Raw genomic sequence first — 16100 nt, 5'->3', positions numbered from 1 at the left:
CCTCGTGCGGTGTCTTCTGCAGTGTCTTCTGCGGTCCCTGCCGCGGTCTGCACTCCGGTCCGTGCCGCGGCCCGCCCCTACCAAAGCGGTCATTACGGTTCCAGCCGCTCAGTATCCGCCACAGTGGACCATGTGCGGTCATCGGGGGCTTCGAGGCCATCCGGCCCAACTGTGCCATCGACGGTCCCTCCGGGCAGATTGACAGCGCCCCCGTGCAGGTTCAGGTTGATTGCATGCGCATCGGGGTGATCGGAACGGGCCGGATCGGCTCCTTCCACGCGGCGGCACTGGCCCGCCAACCGGACGCCGGCTCGCTGCTGCTCGCCGACGCCGATCCCGCGCGGGCGGCGCGGGTCGCCGACCGACTGGGGGCGACCGCCGCACCGTCCGTGGAGCAGGTCTTCACGTGGGGCGTGGACGCCGTCGTCGTGGCCTGCGCCACCGACGGGCACGCGGGGCTGGTCCTGCGGGCGGTACGCGGCGGGCTGCCGGTGTTCTGCGAGAAACCGCTGGCCACCGACCTCGCCCGGACGCTGGCCGTACTGCGCGAGGTGACCGCCGCGGACGGAGTGCTCCAGCTGGGCTTCATGCGCCGCTTCGACGCGGGCTGCCGCACCGCCCGGGAGCTGGTGCGCGCCGGAGCCCTGGGCCGGCTGCACACCGTACGGACGATGACCGCCGATCCGGCGCCGCCGACCGCCGCGTACCTGGCGACCTCCGGGGGCCTGTACCGGGACTGCCTGGTGCACGACTTCGACATGGTCCGCTGGGTGACCGGGCACGAGGTGACGCAGGTGTACGCGACCGGCTCCGACGCGGGTCCGGCGGTGTTCCGGCAGGTCGGCGACGTGGACACCGCCGTCGCCGTCCTCACCCTGGACGACGGGACCCTGGCCACCTGTACGGGCACCCGGTGCAACGGCGCCGGGTACGACGTGCGGATGGAGCTGGCCGGGGAGCTCGACCAGGTCTCCTCCGGGCTGGACGACCGGACGCCGATCGCCTCGACCGAACCGCACGGCCCGCCCCCGGCGAGCAAGCCGTGGGCGGGGTTCCTGGAGCGGTTCGGTCCCGCGTACGAGGCGGAGCTGGCGGCCTTCGTCCGGCTGGTGCGCGGCGAGGGCCCCAACCCGTGCGACGGCCGGGAGGCACTGGCCGCGCTGCGGATCGCGGAGGCGTGCGAGGTGTCGCGGCGCGAGCAGCGCCCGGTCCGCATGGCGGAGCTGCCGGACCTGTGAGGCCTCCCGCGACGCCGGGAGCGGGGGCGGCGGGGGCGACGCCGGGGGCGGTACGGAGTCGGGCATGGGCGGCGGCTACCAGCGCACCGGCAGCCGGGTCACGCCCCGGATCAGACTGCCCCCGATGTGGTCCGGCGGCCCGGCGGCCGGGTCCTCGGCCAGGTCCGGGAAGCGCTCCAGCAGGCCGCGGATCGCGATGCGGCCCTCCATCCGGGCGAGCGGGGCGCCGATGCAGAAGTGCAGCCCGTGCCCGAAGGCGAGGTGGCCCTGCGGGGCGCGCCGGATGTCGAAGGTGTCGGGGTCCCCGTAGCGTTCGGGGTCGCGGTCGGCGCCGGCCAGCGACACGAGGACGGTGGCGCCGGCCGGGATGGCGGTGCCGCCTATCTCCATGTCCTCGCGGGCGTAGCGGTAGGTGGAGTTCTGCACCGGCCCGTCGTAGCGCAGCATCTCCTCGATCGCGCCGTCGAGCAGTCCGTCGTGGTCGGCGCGCAGGGCGGCCAGTTGGTCCGGGTGGGCCAGCAGGGCGCGCGTGCCGTTGGAGATGAGGTTGACGGTGGTCTCGTGGCCGGCGATCAGCAGCAGGAAGGCCATGCCGATGAGTTCTTCGGGGGACAACGCGTCGCCGTCCTCGTCCCGGGTCCGGATGAGGGCGCTGAGCAGGTCCTCCCCCGGGTCCTTCGCCTTGGCCGCGACGAGTTCGGTGAGGTACTCGCCGAGCTTCTGGTGCGCGGTGGTGCTCGGGGCGACGGAGGTGGGGGCGAGGACCTCCTTGGACCAGTAGCTGAAGCGCTCGCGGTCCAGGTCGGGGACGCCGAGCAGTTCGCCGATGACGGTCATCGGGAGCGGGAACGCGAGGGCCTTGACCAGGTCGGCGGTGCGCTGCGGGCGGGCGGCCATCGCGTCGAGCAGTTCGTCGGTGATCTGCTGGACGCGGGGACGCATGGCCTGCACGCGGCGGGTGGTGAACTCGCGGGCGACCAGGCGGCGGAGCCGGGTGTGGTGCGGCGGGTCGGCCTCCAGCATGTTGCTGTTGGCTTCGGTGACCGTGATGCCCGGCAGGACCGCGCCGCTGCTCCAGTCCTTCGCCAGACCGGGGTGGCTGAGGGCCTGGCGGGCCTCGTCGTAGCCGACGACCAGGAAGGCGGGTGCGTACTCGGCTGCCGCGACCTCGACCTGGTGCACCGGGCCCGTCGCACGCAGCCGGGCGTAGTACGCGTAGGGGTCCGTGTGGAAGTCCGCGTCGTTCGCGCTGATGTCCGGTTGTGGCATGCGGTCACACTAATGTGACCGCTCAGTACGGGACCCGGCGATTTTCGGTCACTCGTCAGCGTCTCCCGGACACCTGTCGGACACCCACCCCGGTCATCCGGTCACGGCGCGGCGGCCCCAGGCGGTGCCGCCGAGGACGAGTGCGGCTCCCGCGAGGCCGGCCGCGCCCAGGTGTTCGCCGCCGATGACGGTGCCGGCGGCCGCCGCCCACAGCGGCTCGGTGCCCAGCAGCAGGCTGACGCGCGAGGGCGAGGAGCGGCGTACGGCCCACATCTGCACGAAGAAGGCGAAGAGCGTGCAGAAGACGGAGAGGAAGGCGAGTCCCGCCCACTCGGCGGGCCCGAAGGCGGCGGCCGCCGCCCAGGGGCTGTCACCGGTGCCGGGCAGGGCGGCCAGTGCGGCGAAGACGAGGACGGCGCCGCCGAGCTGAACGGTCGTCAGCGACAGCGGATCGGCTCCCTGGACGGCCTTGCTCCGGGCCATCAGCAGGACGTGCAGGGTCCGGGCGAGGGCCGCACCGAGGATGAGCAGGTCGCCGGTGCCGGGGACGGTGATCCCGGCGCCCTGGGTGAGCAGGACGACACCGGCGACGGAAGCCGCGGCCGCTGCGAGGAAGGCGCCCGAGGGGGCCTCGCGCCGTACGGCGGCCTCGGCGAGCGGGGTGAAGATCATGGTCAGGCTGATGATCAGCCCGGCGTTGGTGGCGGAGGTGTGGACGACCCCGTAGGTCTCCAGCAGGAAGATCCCCCCGAGTACGAGGCCGAGCAGGCCCGCACCGCGCAGCTGCCGGGCGGTGAGCGCCCGCAACCGCTGCCGTCCGGCGACGACCAGGACGGGCAGCACGAGCGCGAAGCGCAGGACGAGCACGGCGATCACGGTGTGGGCGGTCGTGATGCCCTTGGCGGCGAGGTAGCTGCCGCCCCAGACGACGGCGACGGCCAGGACGGGCAGATCCGCGAGCCAGGCCCGGCGGGGCGCGGCGGTGCGTGCGAGGAGGGCGGACGAGCTCACCAGGGACTCTCCAACGGCGTGAAGCGGTGGAGACTTCGGCGGCTCCCACGGGCGCGGCTCACCGTACCGGAGCCGATCATGGCGGTCGAGCGGTTTCACCCCGCCCGGCGCCGCAGTCGTCCGGCGTCGCAGTGGCCCGGCGTCCCGCACCCGGCGCCACCCGGCGCCACCCGGCGTCACCCGGCGTCACCGTCCGCCGGGGCCGCCCTCCCGGGGCCCGACGGACGGCCGCGGCTCAGGCGAAGGTGCCGAAGGTGGCCCGGCCCGTGGGGCGGTAGGTGAGGATGGCCGTGCCGTTCGGCGTCGTGCGCGAGGCGGCCAGCTCGTAGGCCGTCGGCAGCCCGCCCGTGGGGAACAGCCGGCGCCCGGCGCCCAGGAAGACGGGGAACACCAGCAGGTTCAGCTCGTCCACGAGGTCCCGCACCAGCAACCACTGGGCCAGCGCTCCACTGCCGTGCACCTGGAGTTCCCGGCTCCCCTCCAGCGCGTCCTTGACCTGCATGATCTCGCCCTGGAGGTGTTCGCCGTCGATGACCGTGGTCCCGTCCCAGGCCGGTTCCTTGAGCGTGGTCGAGGCGACGTACTTCGGCAGCCCGTTGAGCCGGCTCGCGATCGGGTTCGTCGGGTCGGTCACCTTCGGCCAGTAGCCGGCGAAGATCTCGTACGTGCGGCGCCCGAGCAGGAAGGCCCCGGCCCGGTCGAACACCTCGGTCATGAACGCCTCCATGCCCTCGTCGTCGAACGGCACCAGCCAGCCGCCGTACTCGAACCCGCCGCCGGGGTCCTCGTCCGGCCCGCCGGGGGCCTGCATGACGCCGTCGAGGGTCACGAAGGTGGTGAGGGTCAGCTTGCCCATCGCTCTGCGCTCCTTGCGTCCGGTTCCTGCTGCACGTGTTCAGACTCCCGGGCGCCCCGGACCTCATCGGGGCGGCGCGCACGAACGCGAGGTCCGATTCCCGCCAGCGCCCGCCCCTCCCCGCCCGTTTCATTGAACCCGCAACGAAATATCGGACGAGAGCAGGGAGAAGACGATGAACAGCAGCGGCACGGTGGCACTGGTGACCGGCGGCAGCCGGGGGATCGGGGCGGCCACCGCCCTGCGGCTGGCGCAGGACGGCCTCGACGTCGCCCTCACCTACGTCGACGCCGCGGACGCCGCCGCCGGGGTCGCGGCCCGGATCGAGGCGCTCGGCCGCCGCGCCCTGGCGGTCCGGGCCGACGTGGGCGACCCCGCACAGGCGGTCGCCGCGGTGGAGGAGACCGTACGGGGTCTGGGGCGGATCGACGCGCTCGTCAACAACGCGGGCGTCGGCGTACTGGGGCCGCTGGACGCCCTGGCCCTGCCCGACGTGGACCGGGTGCTGGCGGTCAACGTGCGCGGCGCGTTCCTGACCGCGCAGGCCGCGGCGGCGCGGATGGGCTCCGGCGGACGGATCGTCACCATCGGCAGCTGCATGGTCCAGCGGGTCCCGGGCCCGGGCGGCGTGCTGTACGCGATGAGCAAGGCCGCCCTGACCGGCATGTCCAAGGCGCTGGCCCGGGAGCTCGGCGAGCGCGGGATCACCGCGAACCTCGTGCACCCCGGCCCGGTGGACACCGACATGAACCCGGCGGACGGCCCCGGCGCCGCCCCGCAGAGCGCGCTGACGGCCCTCGGGCGCTTCGGCACCGCGCAGGAGGTGGCGGCCCTGGTGTCCTTCCTCGCCGGCCCGGACGCCGCCTACGTGACGGGCGCCGAGTTCGCGGTGGACGGCGGCTTCGGGGCGTAGCGCCGGGCCCGGACCTCGCGCTGGCGGCCCTCAGACCAGCCAGCGGCCGTCCTTCATCAGGTCGCGGCCCTCGATCTCGTTGACCTCGCGCCAGGCTTGGATCCACACCGGCGCGACCCGGAAGTACGGGTAGGGCGTCTTGAGGCCGCTCGGGTCGAAGCCGGATTGGGCCGCGAAGGCCTCGACCTCGCCCGGCGCGAGCTCCGCCGCCTCCAGCCGGGTCACGGCGCCCTCCACGAGGACCACGTCGCGGGTCGAGCCGAAGGCCAGCCGTACCCGGCCGCCCGAGGCGAGGTTGCGGCCAGTGGGCAGGTTGCGCCCCGTCGACATCAGGAACGTCTCGCCGTCCCACCGGAAGGACAGGGGTACGAGGCAGGGCGCCCCGTCGGCGTCCGCCGTGGCCACCCAGACGTCGATGTCGTTCTCGAACCGGCTCAACGCGTCCTCGCGGCGCTGCTCCCTCGTGCGCGGCCCTTCGGCTGCCATGCCCTCGCCCTCCCCCGGGTGACTGCGACAGCCGAAGGGTAGCGGGCCGGGAGCGCCGCAGGGGCGCACCGTCCAACGGTGCGCCCCTGCGGGCTTGTTGCGCATGCCCCGGAGGTGTCGGCCCCCGGGGCGGTCTTGGAGGTGGCGTCAGCCGCCCAGCTCCTGGTGGCGGGCGGTCAGCGCGGCCTCGCCGGCCTCCGTCAGCGAGCCGAACAGGCGCAGGCGGGAGAAGCCGCCGTCCGGGAAGATGTCGATCCGGACGTGGGTGCCGACCGCCGGGGTGTCCAGGACGAACCGGTGGTTGGTGTCGGGCTGCAGGCGGGTGCGCGGCAGGAACTCCGTCCACTCGCCCTCCTCGCCGGACTTGACGGACAGCGAGGCCCAGCCGGCCGAGTTGCCCTTCAGGTAGGCGGTGTCGATCTCGACGGCGCGGATCTCGGAGTCGGCCACCAGCTGGTAGCGGATCCAGTCATTGCCGTTGTCGCGGCGGCGGGCGGTCTCCCAGCCGTCGTCCATCTTGCGGGAGCGGCCCGGGTTGATGGTGTTGGTCGGCGGGGAGTAGAAGCGGTTGGAGGCGTCCTGGACGGAGCCGCCGTTCTCCAGGGCCACGACGTCGAAGGAGCCAAGCGCGGCGAGCCACTTCGGGTCCGGCAGGACCTCGCCGTAGACGCGCAGGCGCGCGATGCCGCCGTCGGGGTGCTGGTTGACGCGCAGGTGCGTGAAGCGCTGCTCCACGTCCACCTCGAAGCCGTTGGCCGCGTGGCCGCCGACCGGGGTGCGCGCGACCAGGGTCGTCCACTTGACGTCGTCGCCGTGGAGCTCCTCCGGGGTCGGCGCGAGGGCGCCCGCCCAGTTGGTGCCCTCGACGGAGACGGCCTGCGGCATGTTGCCGCGGAAGTGGGCGGTGTCGACGACGATGCCGCGGATGACGCCGGGGGCGCCCAGGCGCACCAGCGCCCAGTCGTGGTCCTCGGCCGTCGGCCAGGGCTGGGTGGCGGAGACGCCGCGGCGGCGGCGCGTCTCCCAGCCGTCCATGATCTTGCCCTTGTGACCGAAGTGCTCGGGGTCGAAGTGCCCGGCCTCGGCGATCAACAGGTTCTCGCGCTGGGCGAAGAACTCGTCGTTGGCGGCGATGACACCGGCGCCCAGCTCACGGGCGGCGAGGTTCGCGTACTGGGTGAAGGGGAAGTCCGCGGTGCGGTAGTCCGCGTACGGGTCGCCGCCTCCGTACGGGTTCGCGTTACCGGTGAAGGATTCAATCGCCACTGGTCAGTTCTGCCTTTCAAGGAGTCGGCCCGTGGGCTCGGTCGGGGTGCCGTGGTCGGCGATCTGCGTACCGCGCAGCCAGGTGGACTTCACGACGCCGTGCAGGGTCTTGCCCGCGTACGCCGTGACCCGGTTGCGGTGGTGCAGTTCCGCGGGATCCACGGTGAAGGTCTCTTCGGGGGCCAGTACGGCGAAGTCGGCGTCGCGGCCGGCCTCGATCGCGCCCTTGTCGGCGAGGCCCGCGAGCGCGGCCGGGGCGGCGGACATCCAGCGCACGACGTCCTCAAGGGTGCGTCCGCGGCGGCGGGCCTCGGTCCAGATCGCCGGCAGGCCGAGCTGGAGGGAGGAGATGCCGCCCCACGCGGTGGAGAAGTCGGCCGTCTTCAGGTCAGCGGTGGAGGGCGAGTGGTCGGAGACGATGCAGTCGATCGTGCCGTCGGCGAGCGCGTCCCAGAGCAGGTCCTGGTTGGCGGCCTCACGGATGGGCGGGCAGCACTTGAACTCGCTGGCGCCGTCGGGCACTTCCTCGGCCGTGAGGGTGAGGTAGTGCGGGCAGGACTCGACGGTGATCCGGACGCCCTCGGCCTTGGCGGCGGCGATCAGCGGCAGCGCGTCGGAGGAGGACAGGTGCAGCACGTGGACGCGCGCGTTCAGCCGCTTGGCCTGGGCGATCAGGTTGCCGATCGCGGTGTTCTCGGCGTCGCGCGGACGGGAGGCGAGGAAGTCGGCGTACTTGGGCCCCGGCACGACGGGCGCGGAGTCCAGGTGGTGCGGGTCCTCGGCGTGCACGATCATCAGGCCGCCGAAGCCGGTGATCTCGGCGAGGGAGGTGGCCAACTGCTCCTGGTCTAGTTCGGGGAACTCGTCGACGCCGGAGGGCGACAGGAAGCACTTGAAGCCGTAGACGCCGGCGTCGTGCAGCGGGCGCAGGTCCTTGACGTTGTCCGGCAGGGCGCCGCCCCAGAAGCCGACGTCCACGTGCGCCTTGGCCCGGGCGACCTCCTGCTTGACGCGGAGGTTGTCGACCGTGGTGGTCGGCGGCAGGGAGTTGAGGGGCATGTCGAGGATCGTGGTGACGCCTCCGGCCGCGGCGGCGCGGGTGGCCGTCCAAAAGCCCTCCCACTCGGTGCGGCCCGGGTCGTTCACGTGCACGTGGGTGTCGACCAGGCCGGGGAGCAGGACGTCGTCGCCGAAGTCTTCGAGCCGGGCGCCGGCCGGCACCTCGGCGTCGTGCGGCAGTACGGCGGTGATCTTCCCGGCGGCGACGGCGACCGAAGCGGCGCGCGTCCCCTCGGGGGTGATGACGCGAGTCGAGCGCAGTACCAGTTCCACGTCGTCGGACACGCCGGAACCTCCCCATCTACTTCCACAGAGCGAAATTCAACGTTCTGTTGACGGAGTCTCGCCGCCGATCCGGAGCCAGTCAAGAGCGCCCGGACAGAGCACTGACACACCGAAGCCGCAATTGGATGTTTCCACAGGATGGAATTAAGATTTCACTATCCAGAATGTAGCTATCACCACCGGGGGGTGGGCAGGTAACTTCCCGAGGACATCCGCCACCCGGACAAACCCCCTCTGACCGGCGGGGACGGCTTCGACCCAGCTCTAGGGCCGACGCCGACCGACCGGTAGGCTGCTCCCTTGCCTGCCAGCACCGAAAGGACCGCGCCGTGCCGACGTCCAGCGCCACCGACGCTTCCGCCAAGCCCACCGCCGCCAGCGGTGGCGTCCAGTCCCTTGAGCGCGCCTTCGATCTGCTCGAACGCATGGCCGATGCCGGGGGCGAGGTCGGCCTGAGCGAGCTCTCCACCGCCAGCGGTCTGCCGCTGCCCACCATCCACCGCCTCATGCGCACCCTCGTGGCATGCGGCTACGTGCGGCAGCAGCCCAACCGACGGTACTCCCTCGGGCCCCGCCTCATCCGCCTCGGCGAGTCCGCGTCGCGCCTCCTGGGGACCTGGGCGCGGCCGTACCTCGCCCGTCTGGTCGAGGAGACCGGCGAGACGGCCAACATGGCCCTGCTCGACGGGGACGAGATCGTCTACGTCGCCCAGGTGCCGTCCAAGCACTCCATGCGCATGTTCACCGAGGTCGGCCGCCGGGTGCTGCCGCACTCCACCGGCGTGGGCAAGGCCCTGCTGGCCTACACCCCCGCCGACGAGGTACGGGCCCTGCTGGCGCGCACCGGAATGCCGGCCGCGACCGAGAAGACCATCACCACGCCGGAGGGCTTCCTGGAGGCCCTGGAGCAGGTCCGCAAGGTGGGCTACGCGGTCGACGACAACGAGCAGGAGATAGGGGTCCGCTGCCTCGCCGTGTCGGTGCCGAACTCGCCGACCGCCGCCGCGATCTCCATCTCGGGTCCGGCCGGCCGGGTCACCGAGGCCCTGACGGACTCGATCGTGCCGATCCTGCAGAACGTCGCCGCCGAGCTGTCGGTGGCCCTGCAGAGCCAGAACCCCGCGTAGGTTCCGTACGTACGAACGCCCCGGCCCCCTCTCGTGTGAGGGGGCCGGGGCCTTCGTACGGGCCTTCGCTCGCGGGGCGGGCGCGGCCGCTCAGGCCGCCGGGACGGACTGCGGCTCCGCCTCCGACGCCCTCAGGGTGCCGTCCGTCATCGTGGCCGTCCGGTCCATCCGCTCCAGGTGCGCGTGGTCGTGGGTGACCAGCACGGTCGCGGTGGACCACTCCCGGGTCAGGGTGATCAGCAGGTCGAGGACGGCCGCGCCGCGCTCGTGGTCCAGGGCGCTCGTGGGTTCGTCGACCAGGAGCACGGCCGGCTCGTTCATCAGGGCGCGGGCGATGTTGACGCGCTGGCGCTGGCCGCCGGAGAGCTGGTGGGGCCGCTTGTCGGCCTTGTCGGCGAGGCCCACCGCGTCCAGCAGTTCCAGCGCACGGCGGCGCAGCGTCCGCGCGGGGCGGCCCGACAGGTGCGCCATCACCTGGAGCTGCTCGGCGGCGGTGAGCGAGGCCAGCAGGTTCGGCTGCTGGAAGACGATGCCGATCTCCTCCCGGCGCAGGGCCGCCTTCTCGGCCGCGCTCAGCCGTGCGGTGTCCCGGCCGGCCACCACCACCTGCCCGGAATCGGGGGTGACCAGGGTGGCGGCGACGGCCAGCAGACTGGACTTGCCGGAACCGGAGGGTCCGATCACCGCGGTCAGGGTGCCGGCCGGCACCTCCAGCCGGACCCGGTCGAGGGCGGTGAGCCGGCCCTCGCCGTCCGGGTAGGTGAGCGTCACGTCGTGCACGAGCAGGGTCATCGGGCGCTCCCGAGGGCGGTCAGGGGGTCGACGGCGGTGATCCGCCGGATGGACAGGGCGGCGCCCAGCGCGCCGAGCACGATCATGATCGCGGCGGGCACCAGGACGGTCGCGGCGTCGAGGACGAAGGGCACGTCGCCCCCGCTGATCAGCGCGCCGAACCCGGAGGCGAGCGCCGTACCGAGCCCGGTGCCGATCGCGAGCATGACCACGGCCTGGCCGAGGGCGTCCTTCAGCAGGTACGGCGTGGAGGCGCCCAGTGCCTTCAGCACGGCGATGTCGCCGCTGCGCTGGATCGTCCACACGGTGAAGAAGGCCCCTATGACCAGGGCGGAGATGACGAAGAGGAAGCCGCGCATCAGCTGGAGCGAGCCGTTCTCGGCTTGGTAGGACCCTATGGCGCCGAGTGCCTCGTCGACGGTCCGGGCCTTGGTCGCGGCCGCCGCGTCCCCGGCGGCGAGGTCGGCGGAGGTGGTGGTGTCGAGCGCGATGACGGTGGCGAGGGTGTCGATGGAGGTGCCGGGATTGCCGATGCGCTGCCAGTCGTTCAGGTCCATCCAGACGACCGGGGTATGGCTGTAGGCGGCGGTACCGGAGACGGCCGCCACGGTCAGCTCCAGCGGGCCGATCTTCAGCTTGCCGCCGGCCGTCAGGCCGCCGAGCTCCTTCGCGGCCTTCTCGGTGAGCACCACCTGCCCCTGCACGAGTCCGCTGCCGCGCGGTGCGAGGGGGCCCGCCGGGTCGACGCCGAAGACGGAGACCGCGGCGGTGCGCCCGCCGGCCGCCGCGTTGGTGGTGCGGATGCCGAGCGGCTCGGCGGACTTCACGCCGGGCTGCGCCCGCCAAGCCCGCCATGCCTTCTCGGGCACCTGGGAGTTGGTGAAGGACACCCCCTGGTCCCCGGCGGGCGCGGCGAAGGCCAGATGGCCGGCGGGCAGACCGGTGACGGCCGAGACGTTCTCCCGGGCCAGGCCGGCGGTGAGCCCGGACAGCAGGCCGACCAGCAGCGTGATCAGCAGTACGACCGAGCCCATGAGGGCGAAGCGGCCCTTCGCGAACCGTAGATCTCTCCATGCGACGAACATGGTCCCCACCCTGGTCTCCCGCGTGGCCACAGGGCATCGCGCCACGGTAGCGATCCTGGTATCGAAGGACGCATCCCGACATCAAACTTTCGATTGACCGGTGGCCGCGGGCCCGCCTTTACGCTGGTCGGGCCATGGCTGCTGCTCCGCAATCCCCCGCTCCCCGCCCCCTCACCCCCGTCTCGCGCGTCCTGCGCCTGTGCCTGCACGCGCTGCTGTTCGGGCTGCTCGCGCTCGCCGCCGGGCGGGCCGTCACCGACTCCGCGCCGCGGGCCGGCTGGGTCGTCGCCGCCTGCGCGGTGCTGGCCGCCGTCTACGCGGCCGGCGTACTGGCTCCCGTGGTGCGCCGCTCACCGCGCGCCGGGGCGGTGTGGCTGGCCGCTCTGGGCGCGGCCTGGGCGGGGCTGCTGGTGGTCTCCCCCGACGGGCTGTGGATCGCGTTCCCGCTGTACTTCCTGGAGCTGCACCTGTTGCGGCTGCGCTGGGGCGTGACGGCCGTCGCGGTGACCGCGTGCGCGGCGATCGGCGGCTTCCTGGCGCACAGCAGCACGGTGACGCCCGGAGCCTTCCTCGGGCCGCTGCTCGGCGGGGCCGTCGCGGTGGCGACCGTACTGGGCTACCAGGCGCTGTACCGCGAGAGCGAACGCCGCCGCGAGCTGATCGAGGAGCTCATCGCCACCCGGGCCGAGCTGGCCGCGGCCGAGCGGAACGCCGGCATCCTGGCCGAGCGGGAACGGCTGGCGCGGGAGATCCACGACACGCTGGCGCAGGGGCTGTCCTCGATCCAGCTGCTGCTCCGGGCGGCGGAGCGGTCGCTGGCCGAGCCGGCCCCGGCGCCGCACACGGACGCGCCCACCGGCCCGGGCACCGCGACGGCGCGGCCGCTGAGCGGCGCGGCGAAGCCCGGGTGCGCGGCCGACGCCGCGGCCGACGCCGGGGCCGGCTCGGCCGGAGCGGGTCCCGCCGACCCCCGCGCGGCAGCGCTGGCGCACATCGGCGCGGCCCGGGAGGCCGCCCAGGAGAACCTCGCCGAGGCACGTCGCTTCGTACGGGCGCTCACCCCGCCGGACCTGGAGCACGGGTCCCTCGCCGCTGCGCTGGAGCGGCTGTGCACGGCGGCTCCGGGGCCTCGCGTCCGCTTCTGCCTGAGCGGCGCGCCCCGCGTCCTGCCCACCCCGTACGAGGTCGCGCTGCTGCGGATCGCGCAGTCGGCGCTGGCCAACGTGGTGCGGCACGCGGGGGCCGGGCGCGCCGAGATCACCCTGACCTTCATGGACGCCTCGGTGACGCTCGACATCGTGGACGACGGGAACGGCTTCGATCCGTCCTCGGCCCCCTCCGGCGAAGGCGGGTTCGGGCTGCCGGCGATGCGGTCCCGGGCCGAAACGCTGGGCGGGCTGTTCACCGTGGAGTCCGCACCGGGCCAGGGCACCGCCGTGGCCGTCACCCTGCCGCTGCCCCTGGAGGCACCCTGATGACGATCCGCCTGCTGCTGGCCGACGACCACCCGGTGGTCCGGGCCGGACTGCGCGCGGTGCTGGACACCGAGCCGGACTTCGCGGTGGTCGCGGAGGCCGCCACCGCCGAGCGGGCGGTGGAGCTGGCCGCTTCCGAGCCCGTGGACGTGGTCCTGATGGACCTCCAGTTCGGCGCGGGCATGCACGGCTCGGCGGCGACGGCGGCGATCACCGCCCGCCCCGGGGCGCCGCGGGTCCTGGTGCTGACCACGTACGACACGGACGCCGACATCCTGGCGGCGGTCGAGGCGGGCGCGTCGGGCTATCTGCTGAAGGACGCCCCGCCGGAGGAGCTCGCGGCGGCGGTCCGCACCGCGGCGGCGGGCCAGTCGGCGCTGGCTCCGGCGGTGGCGCTGCGGCTGATGGACCGCATGCGCACGCCCGCGGAGGCGCTGACGAAGCGGGAGCTGGAAGTGCTCCAGCTGGTCGCGGACGGGCTGTCGAACCAGCAGATCTCGAAGAAGCTGTTCCTGAGCCAGGCCACGGTCAAGTCCCACCTGGTGCACATCTACGCGAAGCTCGGCGTCGACTCCCGCACCTCGGCAGTGGCCGCCGCCGCCACCCGCCGCCTGATCCGCACCCCGTAGGCCACGGGCCCGACCGCCGCGCCGTCGACCGTCCGCACGCCCACGCCCACGCCCTCCGGCTCACCGCGGTCGCGGCCGGCGCCTTGTGTTCAGCGCCGCGGTCCTCGTCGCCGCATGCGCACCGGCGACCGCTGGGCCCGGCTCACCCTGGCCGGGCCGTCCACGTGGCGGTCGTCCTCACAACCGTGTTCCCGGTGCCCTAGGCAACCCAGTGCGGCCGTTCCACCGCGGGGGTCAGGGGGACGCCGTCGTGGAAGGCGGAGGCCAGGTGGCGGACGGCCTCGTCCAGTCGGTGCGCGGGCAGGGTGTACGGGATGCGGAGCCGGTGTTCGAAGGTGCCCGGGTCCACTCCGAAGCGGGCGCCGCGCCCGATGTGCACCCCGCCGGCCGCCGCCCGCTCCGCCAGCGCCGAGCTGACCGGCTCCCCCAGGTCCACCCAGAGCGACAGGCCGCCCGGCGGCAGCTGCCACGACCACTCCGGGGCGTGCCGTTCCAACGCCCGCACCAACGCCCGCCGCTGCTCCCGCAACTGCGCGAGGCGGGCCGGCAGGGTCCGTTCGAGGCCTGCCAGCAGGGGCATCGCCACCAGCTGGTCCAGTACCGAGCCGGTCATGTCCGCGGCCACCTTCACCGCCGCCAGCTCCGTGACCATCTTCGCGGTGGCCCGTACCCATCCCACCCGCAGCCCGCCCCAGTGCGTCTTGCTGAGCGAGCCGATCGTCACCACGTGGTCCGCGCCGCCCCGGGACGCCAGCGAGGCCAGCGGCGCCGGCGCCGGCACGTCCAGGGCGATGTCGGCGATGGTCTCGTCGACCACGAGCCAGGTCCCGGTCCGCCGCGTCGCCGACAGCAGCCGCAGCCGCTGCTCCGGAGGCATGAGCAGCCCCGTCGGGTTGTGGAAGTCCGGGACCGCGTACGCCAGCCTCGGCACGGTCTGCCGCAGCGTGGACTCGGCGATCTCCATGTCCCAGCCCGTGGCCGAGACGGCGATCGACCCGGTGCGCAGCCGTGCGTGCCGCAGGGCGTCGAGGGCGTTCGCGTAGGTCGGGTTCTCGGTCACCACCCGGTCACCGGGCCCGCACAGCAGGCTCACGACCAGCGAGAACGCCTGCTGGGCGCCAGCCGTGACGAGGATCTGCTCGGGGCGGGTGGCCAGCCCGCGGCGGGTGAACCGCTCGGCGATGGCGCCGCGCAGGTCGGGCAGCCCGAAGGGGTGGTAGCCGGGGCTCCGGGCGAGCGCCGGCAGCCGTGGCGCGGCCCAGGCCAGGGCCTCGGCGAGGCTGTCCTCGGGGGCACCCATGGCGGCGATGGCCAGGTCGATGCCGGGATCGCCGTCGGCCTGGTAGCCGCCGGAGCCGACCAGCAGGTGCGCGCCGACCGGGCCGTGGCCCTCGGGGAGTTCGGTCCAGGTGCCGGAGCCGCGCCGGCTGCGGACGTAGCCGCTCTCGCGCAGCAGGTCGTAGGCGCCCGTGACGGTGGCCCGGCTGGCGCCGAGCGCCTCGGCGAGTTCGCGTTCGGCGGGCAGCCGTACGCGCAGGGCGATCCGACCGTCGAGGATCAAGGTCCGCACTGCGTCGGCGAGGGACCGGTAGCCGGGGCGGGCCAGCACCTCGGAGGGCAGCAGTGCCGTGAGCTGGCGACTGCCCAAAGTCCTGTCCGCCGTCTGGACCACTCGCCCGTTCGCCATGCCAACCTCCCCTGATTGGCTCTGCCAACCAGACCAATCGAGGTCCAGACTCGCGGTATTGGCCCCTGATTGGCAAGGAGACAGCCATGCCGAACCCGCTGACCGACCGTGAAGAGCGCGCCCTGGCCGCTGCCGCCGAGCACCGGATCTGCGAGCCGCTGCGCCTCGGCGCCGGGCTGGCGGCCGTACGGCGCCTGCTGGCGCGGCGGGCTCGCGCCGCGCCGCAGGGGCGAGAATCGCTGTCATGTCAGCCAACGCGACCCCAGCCCCCCAGCCCCCGGCCCCTGGCCCCGTGATCGCGGGCCTGCTCCTCGCCGCCGGCGGCGGGCGCCGGCTGGGCGGGCACCCCAAGGCCCTGCTCGCCTACCGCGGCCGCCCGCTCGTCGAGAACGCCGTACGGGTGCTGCGCGAGGCGGGCTGCGGTCCGCTCCACGTGGTGCTCGGCGCCTCCGCGGCCGAGGTCCGCGAGCGGGCGGACCTGACCGGCTGCGTGGTCGTGGACAACCCCGACTGGGCGCAGGGCATGGGCTCGTCCCTGCGCGTCGGCCTCGCCTCGCTCGACGGTACGAACGCCTGCGCGGCCCTCGTGTCGCTGGTGGACCAGCCGGGCATCGGACCGGCGGCCGTGGCCCGGGTCCGGGAGGCGTACCGCTCCCCCGCGAGTCTGGTGGCGGCGGCCTACGACGGGGAGCGGGGCCATCCCGTGCTCTTCGGCGCCGACCGCTGGGCGGACATCGCGGCGACGGCGACGGGGGACAAGGGCGCCCGGGTGCACCTGACAGAACACGCGGACGAGCTCACGCTGGTGGAGTGCGCGGACATCGCCGAGCCCTTCGACATCGACACCCCGCCCGACCTGGCACGACTGGCCTGAGCGGCGGTCGAGCGGCAGTTGAGCGGGCAGTGACGAAGGTGGCACTGA

The 16100-nt window shown here is 73.7% G+C and carries 15 protein-coding genes; 6 read left to right on the top strand and 9 right to left on the bottom strand.

Translation table 11 applies throughout. The features are described 5' to 3' along the window. The first annotated feature begins 233 nt into the window (after positions 1-233). On the top strand, positions 234-1238 hold the full coding sequence (locus tag OHA65_RS30635) for a Gfo/Idh/MocA family oxidoreductase (RefSeq protein ID WP_327279374.1): 1005 nt from the start codon (positions 234-236) through the stop codon (positions 1236-1238). A gap of 75 nt (positions 1239-1313) precedes the next feature. Here the strand turns inward: OHA65_RS30635 and OHA65_RS30630 are convergent, their stop codons facing one another. From OHA65_RS30630 to OHA65_RS30620, 3 genes are all read right to left on the bottom strand, one after another. Further along, on the bottom strand, positions 1314-2507 hold the full coding sequence (locus tag OHA65_RS30630) for a cytochrome P450 (RefSeq protein ID WP_327279373.1): 1194 nt from the start codon (positions 2505-2507) through the stop codon (positions 1314-1316). A gap of 93 nt (positions 2508-2600) precedes the next feature. After that, complete coding sequence (locus tag OHA65_RS30625) at positions 2601-3518, bottom strand: DMT family transporter (RefSeq protein ID WP_327279372.1); 918 nt, start codon at positions 3516-3518, stop codon at positions 2601-2603. Between the two features lie 235 nt (positions 3519-3753). Continuing rightward, the gene (locus OHA65_RS30620) at positions 3754-4374 is read right to left on the bottom strand and encodes a dihydrofolate reductase family protein (RefSeq protein WP_327279371.1); all 621 of its coding nucleotides are present in this window, start codon (positions 4372-4374) and stop codon (positions 3754-3756) included. Positions 4375-4549: 175 nt separating this feature from the next. On the opposite strand from OHA65_RS30620, the gene OHA65_RS30615 reads away from it, so the two are divergent. Further along, positions 4550-5287: an SDR family oxidoreductase gene (locus OHA65_RS30615; protein ID WP_327279370.1), complete on the top strand. Its 738-nt coding sequence runs from the start codon at positions 4550-4552 to the stop codon at positions 5285-5287. A gap of 30 nt (positions 5288-5317) precedes the next feature. On the opposite strand, the gene OHA65_RS30610 is transcribed toward OHA65_RS30615, so the two are convergent. From OHA65_RS30610 to allB, 3 genes are all read right to left on the bottom strand, one after another. Continuing rightward, positions 5318-5773 (bottom strand): pyridoxamine 5'-phosphate oxidase family protein, encoded by a 456-nt coding sequence (locus OHA65_RS30610; protein ID WP_327279369.1) that lies wholly within the window; start codon positions 5771-5773, stop codon positions 5318-5320. A gap of 147 nt (positions 5774-5920) precedes the next feature. Then, on the bottom strand, positions 5921-7039 hold the full coding sequence (gene alc / locus OHA65_RS30605) for an allantoicase (protein ID WP_327279368.1): 1119 nt from the start codon (positions 7037-7039) through the stop codon (positions 5921-5923). Between the two features lie 3 nt (positions 7040-7042). Continuing rightward, positions 7043-8383 carry an allantoinase AllB gene (gene allB / locus OHA65_RS30600; RefSeq protein WP_327279367.1) on the bottom strand — a complete coding sequence of 447 codons (1341 nt, stop codon included), beginning with the start codon at positions 8381-8383 and terminating at the stop codon, positions 7043-7045. 329 nt (positions 8384-8712) lie between these two features. Here allB and OHA65_RS30595 point away from each other — a divergent pair, with 329 nt between their 5' ends. After that, a complete protein-coding gene (locus OHA65_RS30595; RefSeq protein ID WP_405762851.1) occupies positions 8713-9510 on the top strand; it encodes an IclR family transcriptional regulator in 798 nt (265 codons plus the stop codon). A gap of 90 nt (positions 9511-9600) precedes the next feature. Here the strand turns inward: OHA65_RS30595 and OHA65_RS30590 are convergent, their stop codons facing one another. Both OHA65_RS30590 and OHA65_RS30585 read right to left on the bottom strand, forming a co-directional pair. Continuing rightward, positions 9601-10302, bottom strand: a complete 702-nt coding sequence (locus OHA65_RS30590; RefSeq protein WP_328764232.1) for an ABC transporter ATP-binding protein — start codon at positions 10300-10302, stop codon at positions 9601-9603. Continuing rightward, positions 10299-11387 carry an ABC transporter permease gene (locus tag OHA65_RS30585; RefSeq protein ID WP_327279364.1) on the bottom strand — a complete coding sequence of 363 codons (1089 nt, stop codon included), beginning with the start codon at positions 11385-11387 and terminating at the stop codon, positions 10299-10301. The genes OHA65_RS30590 and OHA65_RS30585 overlap by 4 nt, the downstream gene beginning before the upstream one ends. A gap of 134 nt (positions 11388-11521) precedes the next feature. Between OHA65_RS30585 and OHA65_RS30580 the strand changes: the two genes are divergently transcribed. Both OHA65_RS30580 and OHA65_RS30575 read left to right on the top strand, forming a co-directional pair. Next, the gene (locus OHA65_RS30580) at positions 11522-12862 is read left to right on the top strand and encodes a sensor histidine kinase (protein ID WP_405762850.1); all 1341 of its coding nucleotides are present in this window, start codon (positions 11522-11524) and stop codon (positions 12860-12862) included. Next, positions 12862-13491, top strand: coding sequence for a response regulator transcription factor (locus tag OHA65_RS30575; protein ID WP_327279362.1), 630 nt, complete (start codon positions 12862-12864; stop codon positions 13489-13491). Before OHA65_RS30580 ends, OHA65_RS30575 begins: the two co-directional genes overlap by 1 nt. A 199-nt stretch (positions 13492-13690) precedes the next feature. Here OHA65_RS30575 and OHA65_RS30570 read toward each other — a convergent pair whose 3' ends face one another. Then, on the bottom strand, positions 13691-15178 hold the full coding sequence (locus OHA65_RS30570) for a PLP-dependent aminotransferase family protein (RefSeq protein WP_327279361.1): 1488 nt from the start codon (positions 15176-15178) through the stop codon (positions 13691-13693). A 244-nt stretch (positions 15179-15422) separates the two neighbouring features. Here OHA65_RS30570 and OHA65_RS30565 point away from each other — a divergent pair, with 244 nt between their 5' ends. Beyond that, a complete protein-coding gene (locus OHA65_RS30565) occupies positions 15423-16052 on the top strand; it encodes a nucleotidyltransferase family protein (protein ID WP_328764229.1) in 630 nt (209 codons plus the stop codon). Positions 16053-16100 lie beyond the last annotated feature (48 nt).

This window comes from Streptomyces sp. NBC_00045 (genome assembly GCF_045041095.1).
Classification (GTDB): Bacteria; Actinomycetota; Actinomycetes; order Streptomycetales; family Streptomycetaceae; genus Streptomyces.
The sequence above is the reverse complement of the archived record's forward strand: the minus strand, read 5'-3'. Positions and strand labels throughout refer to the sequence as shown.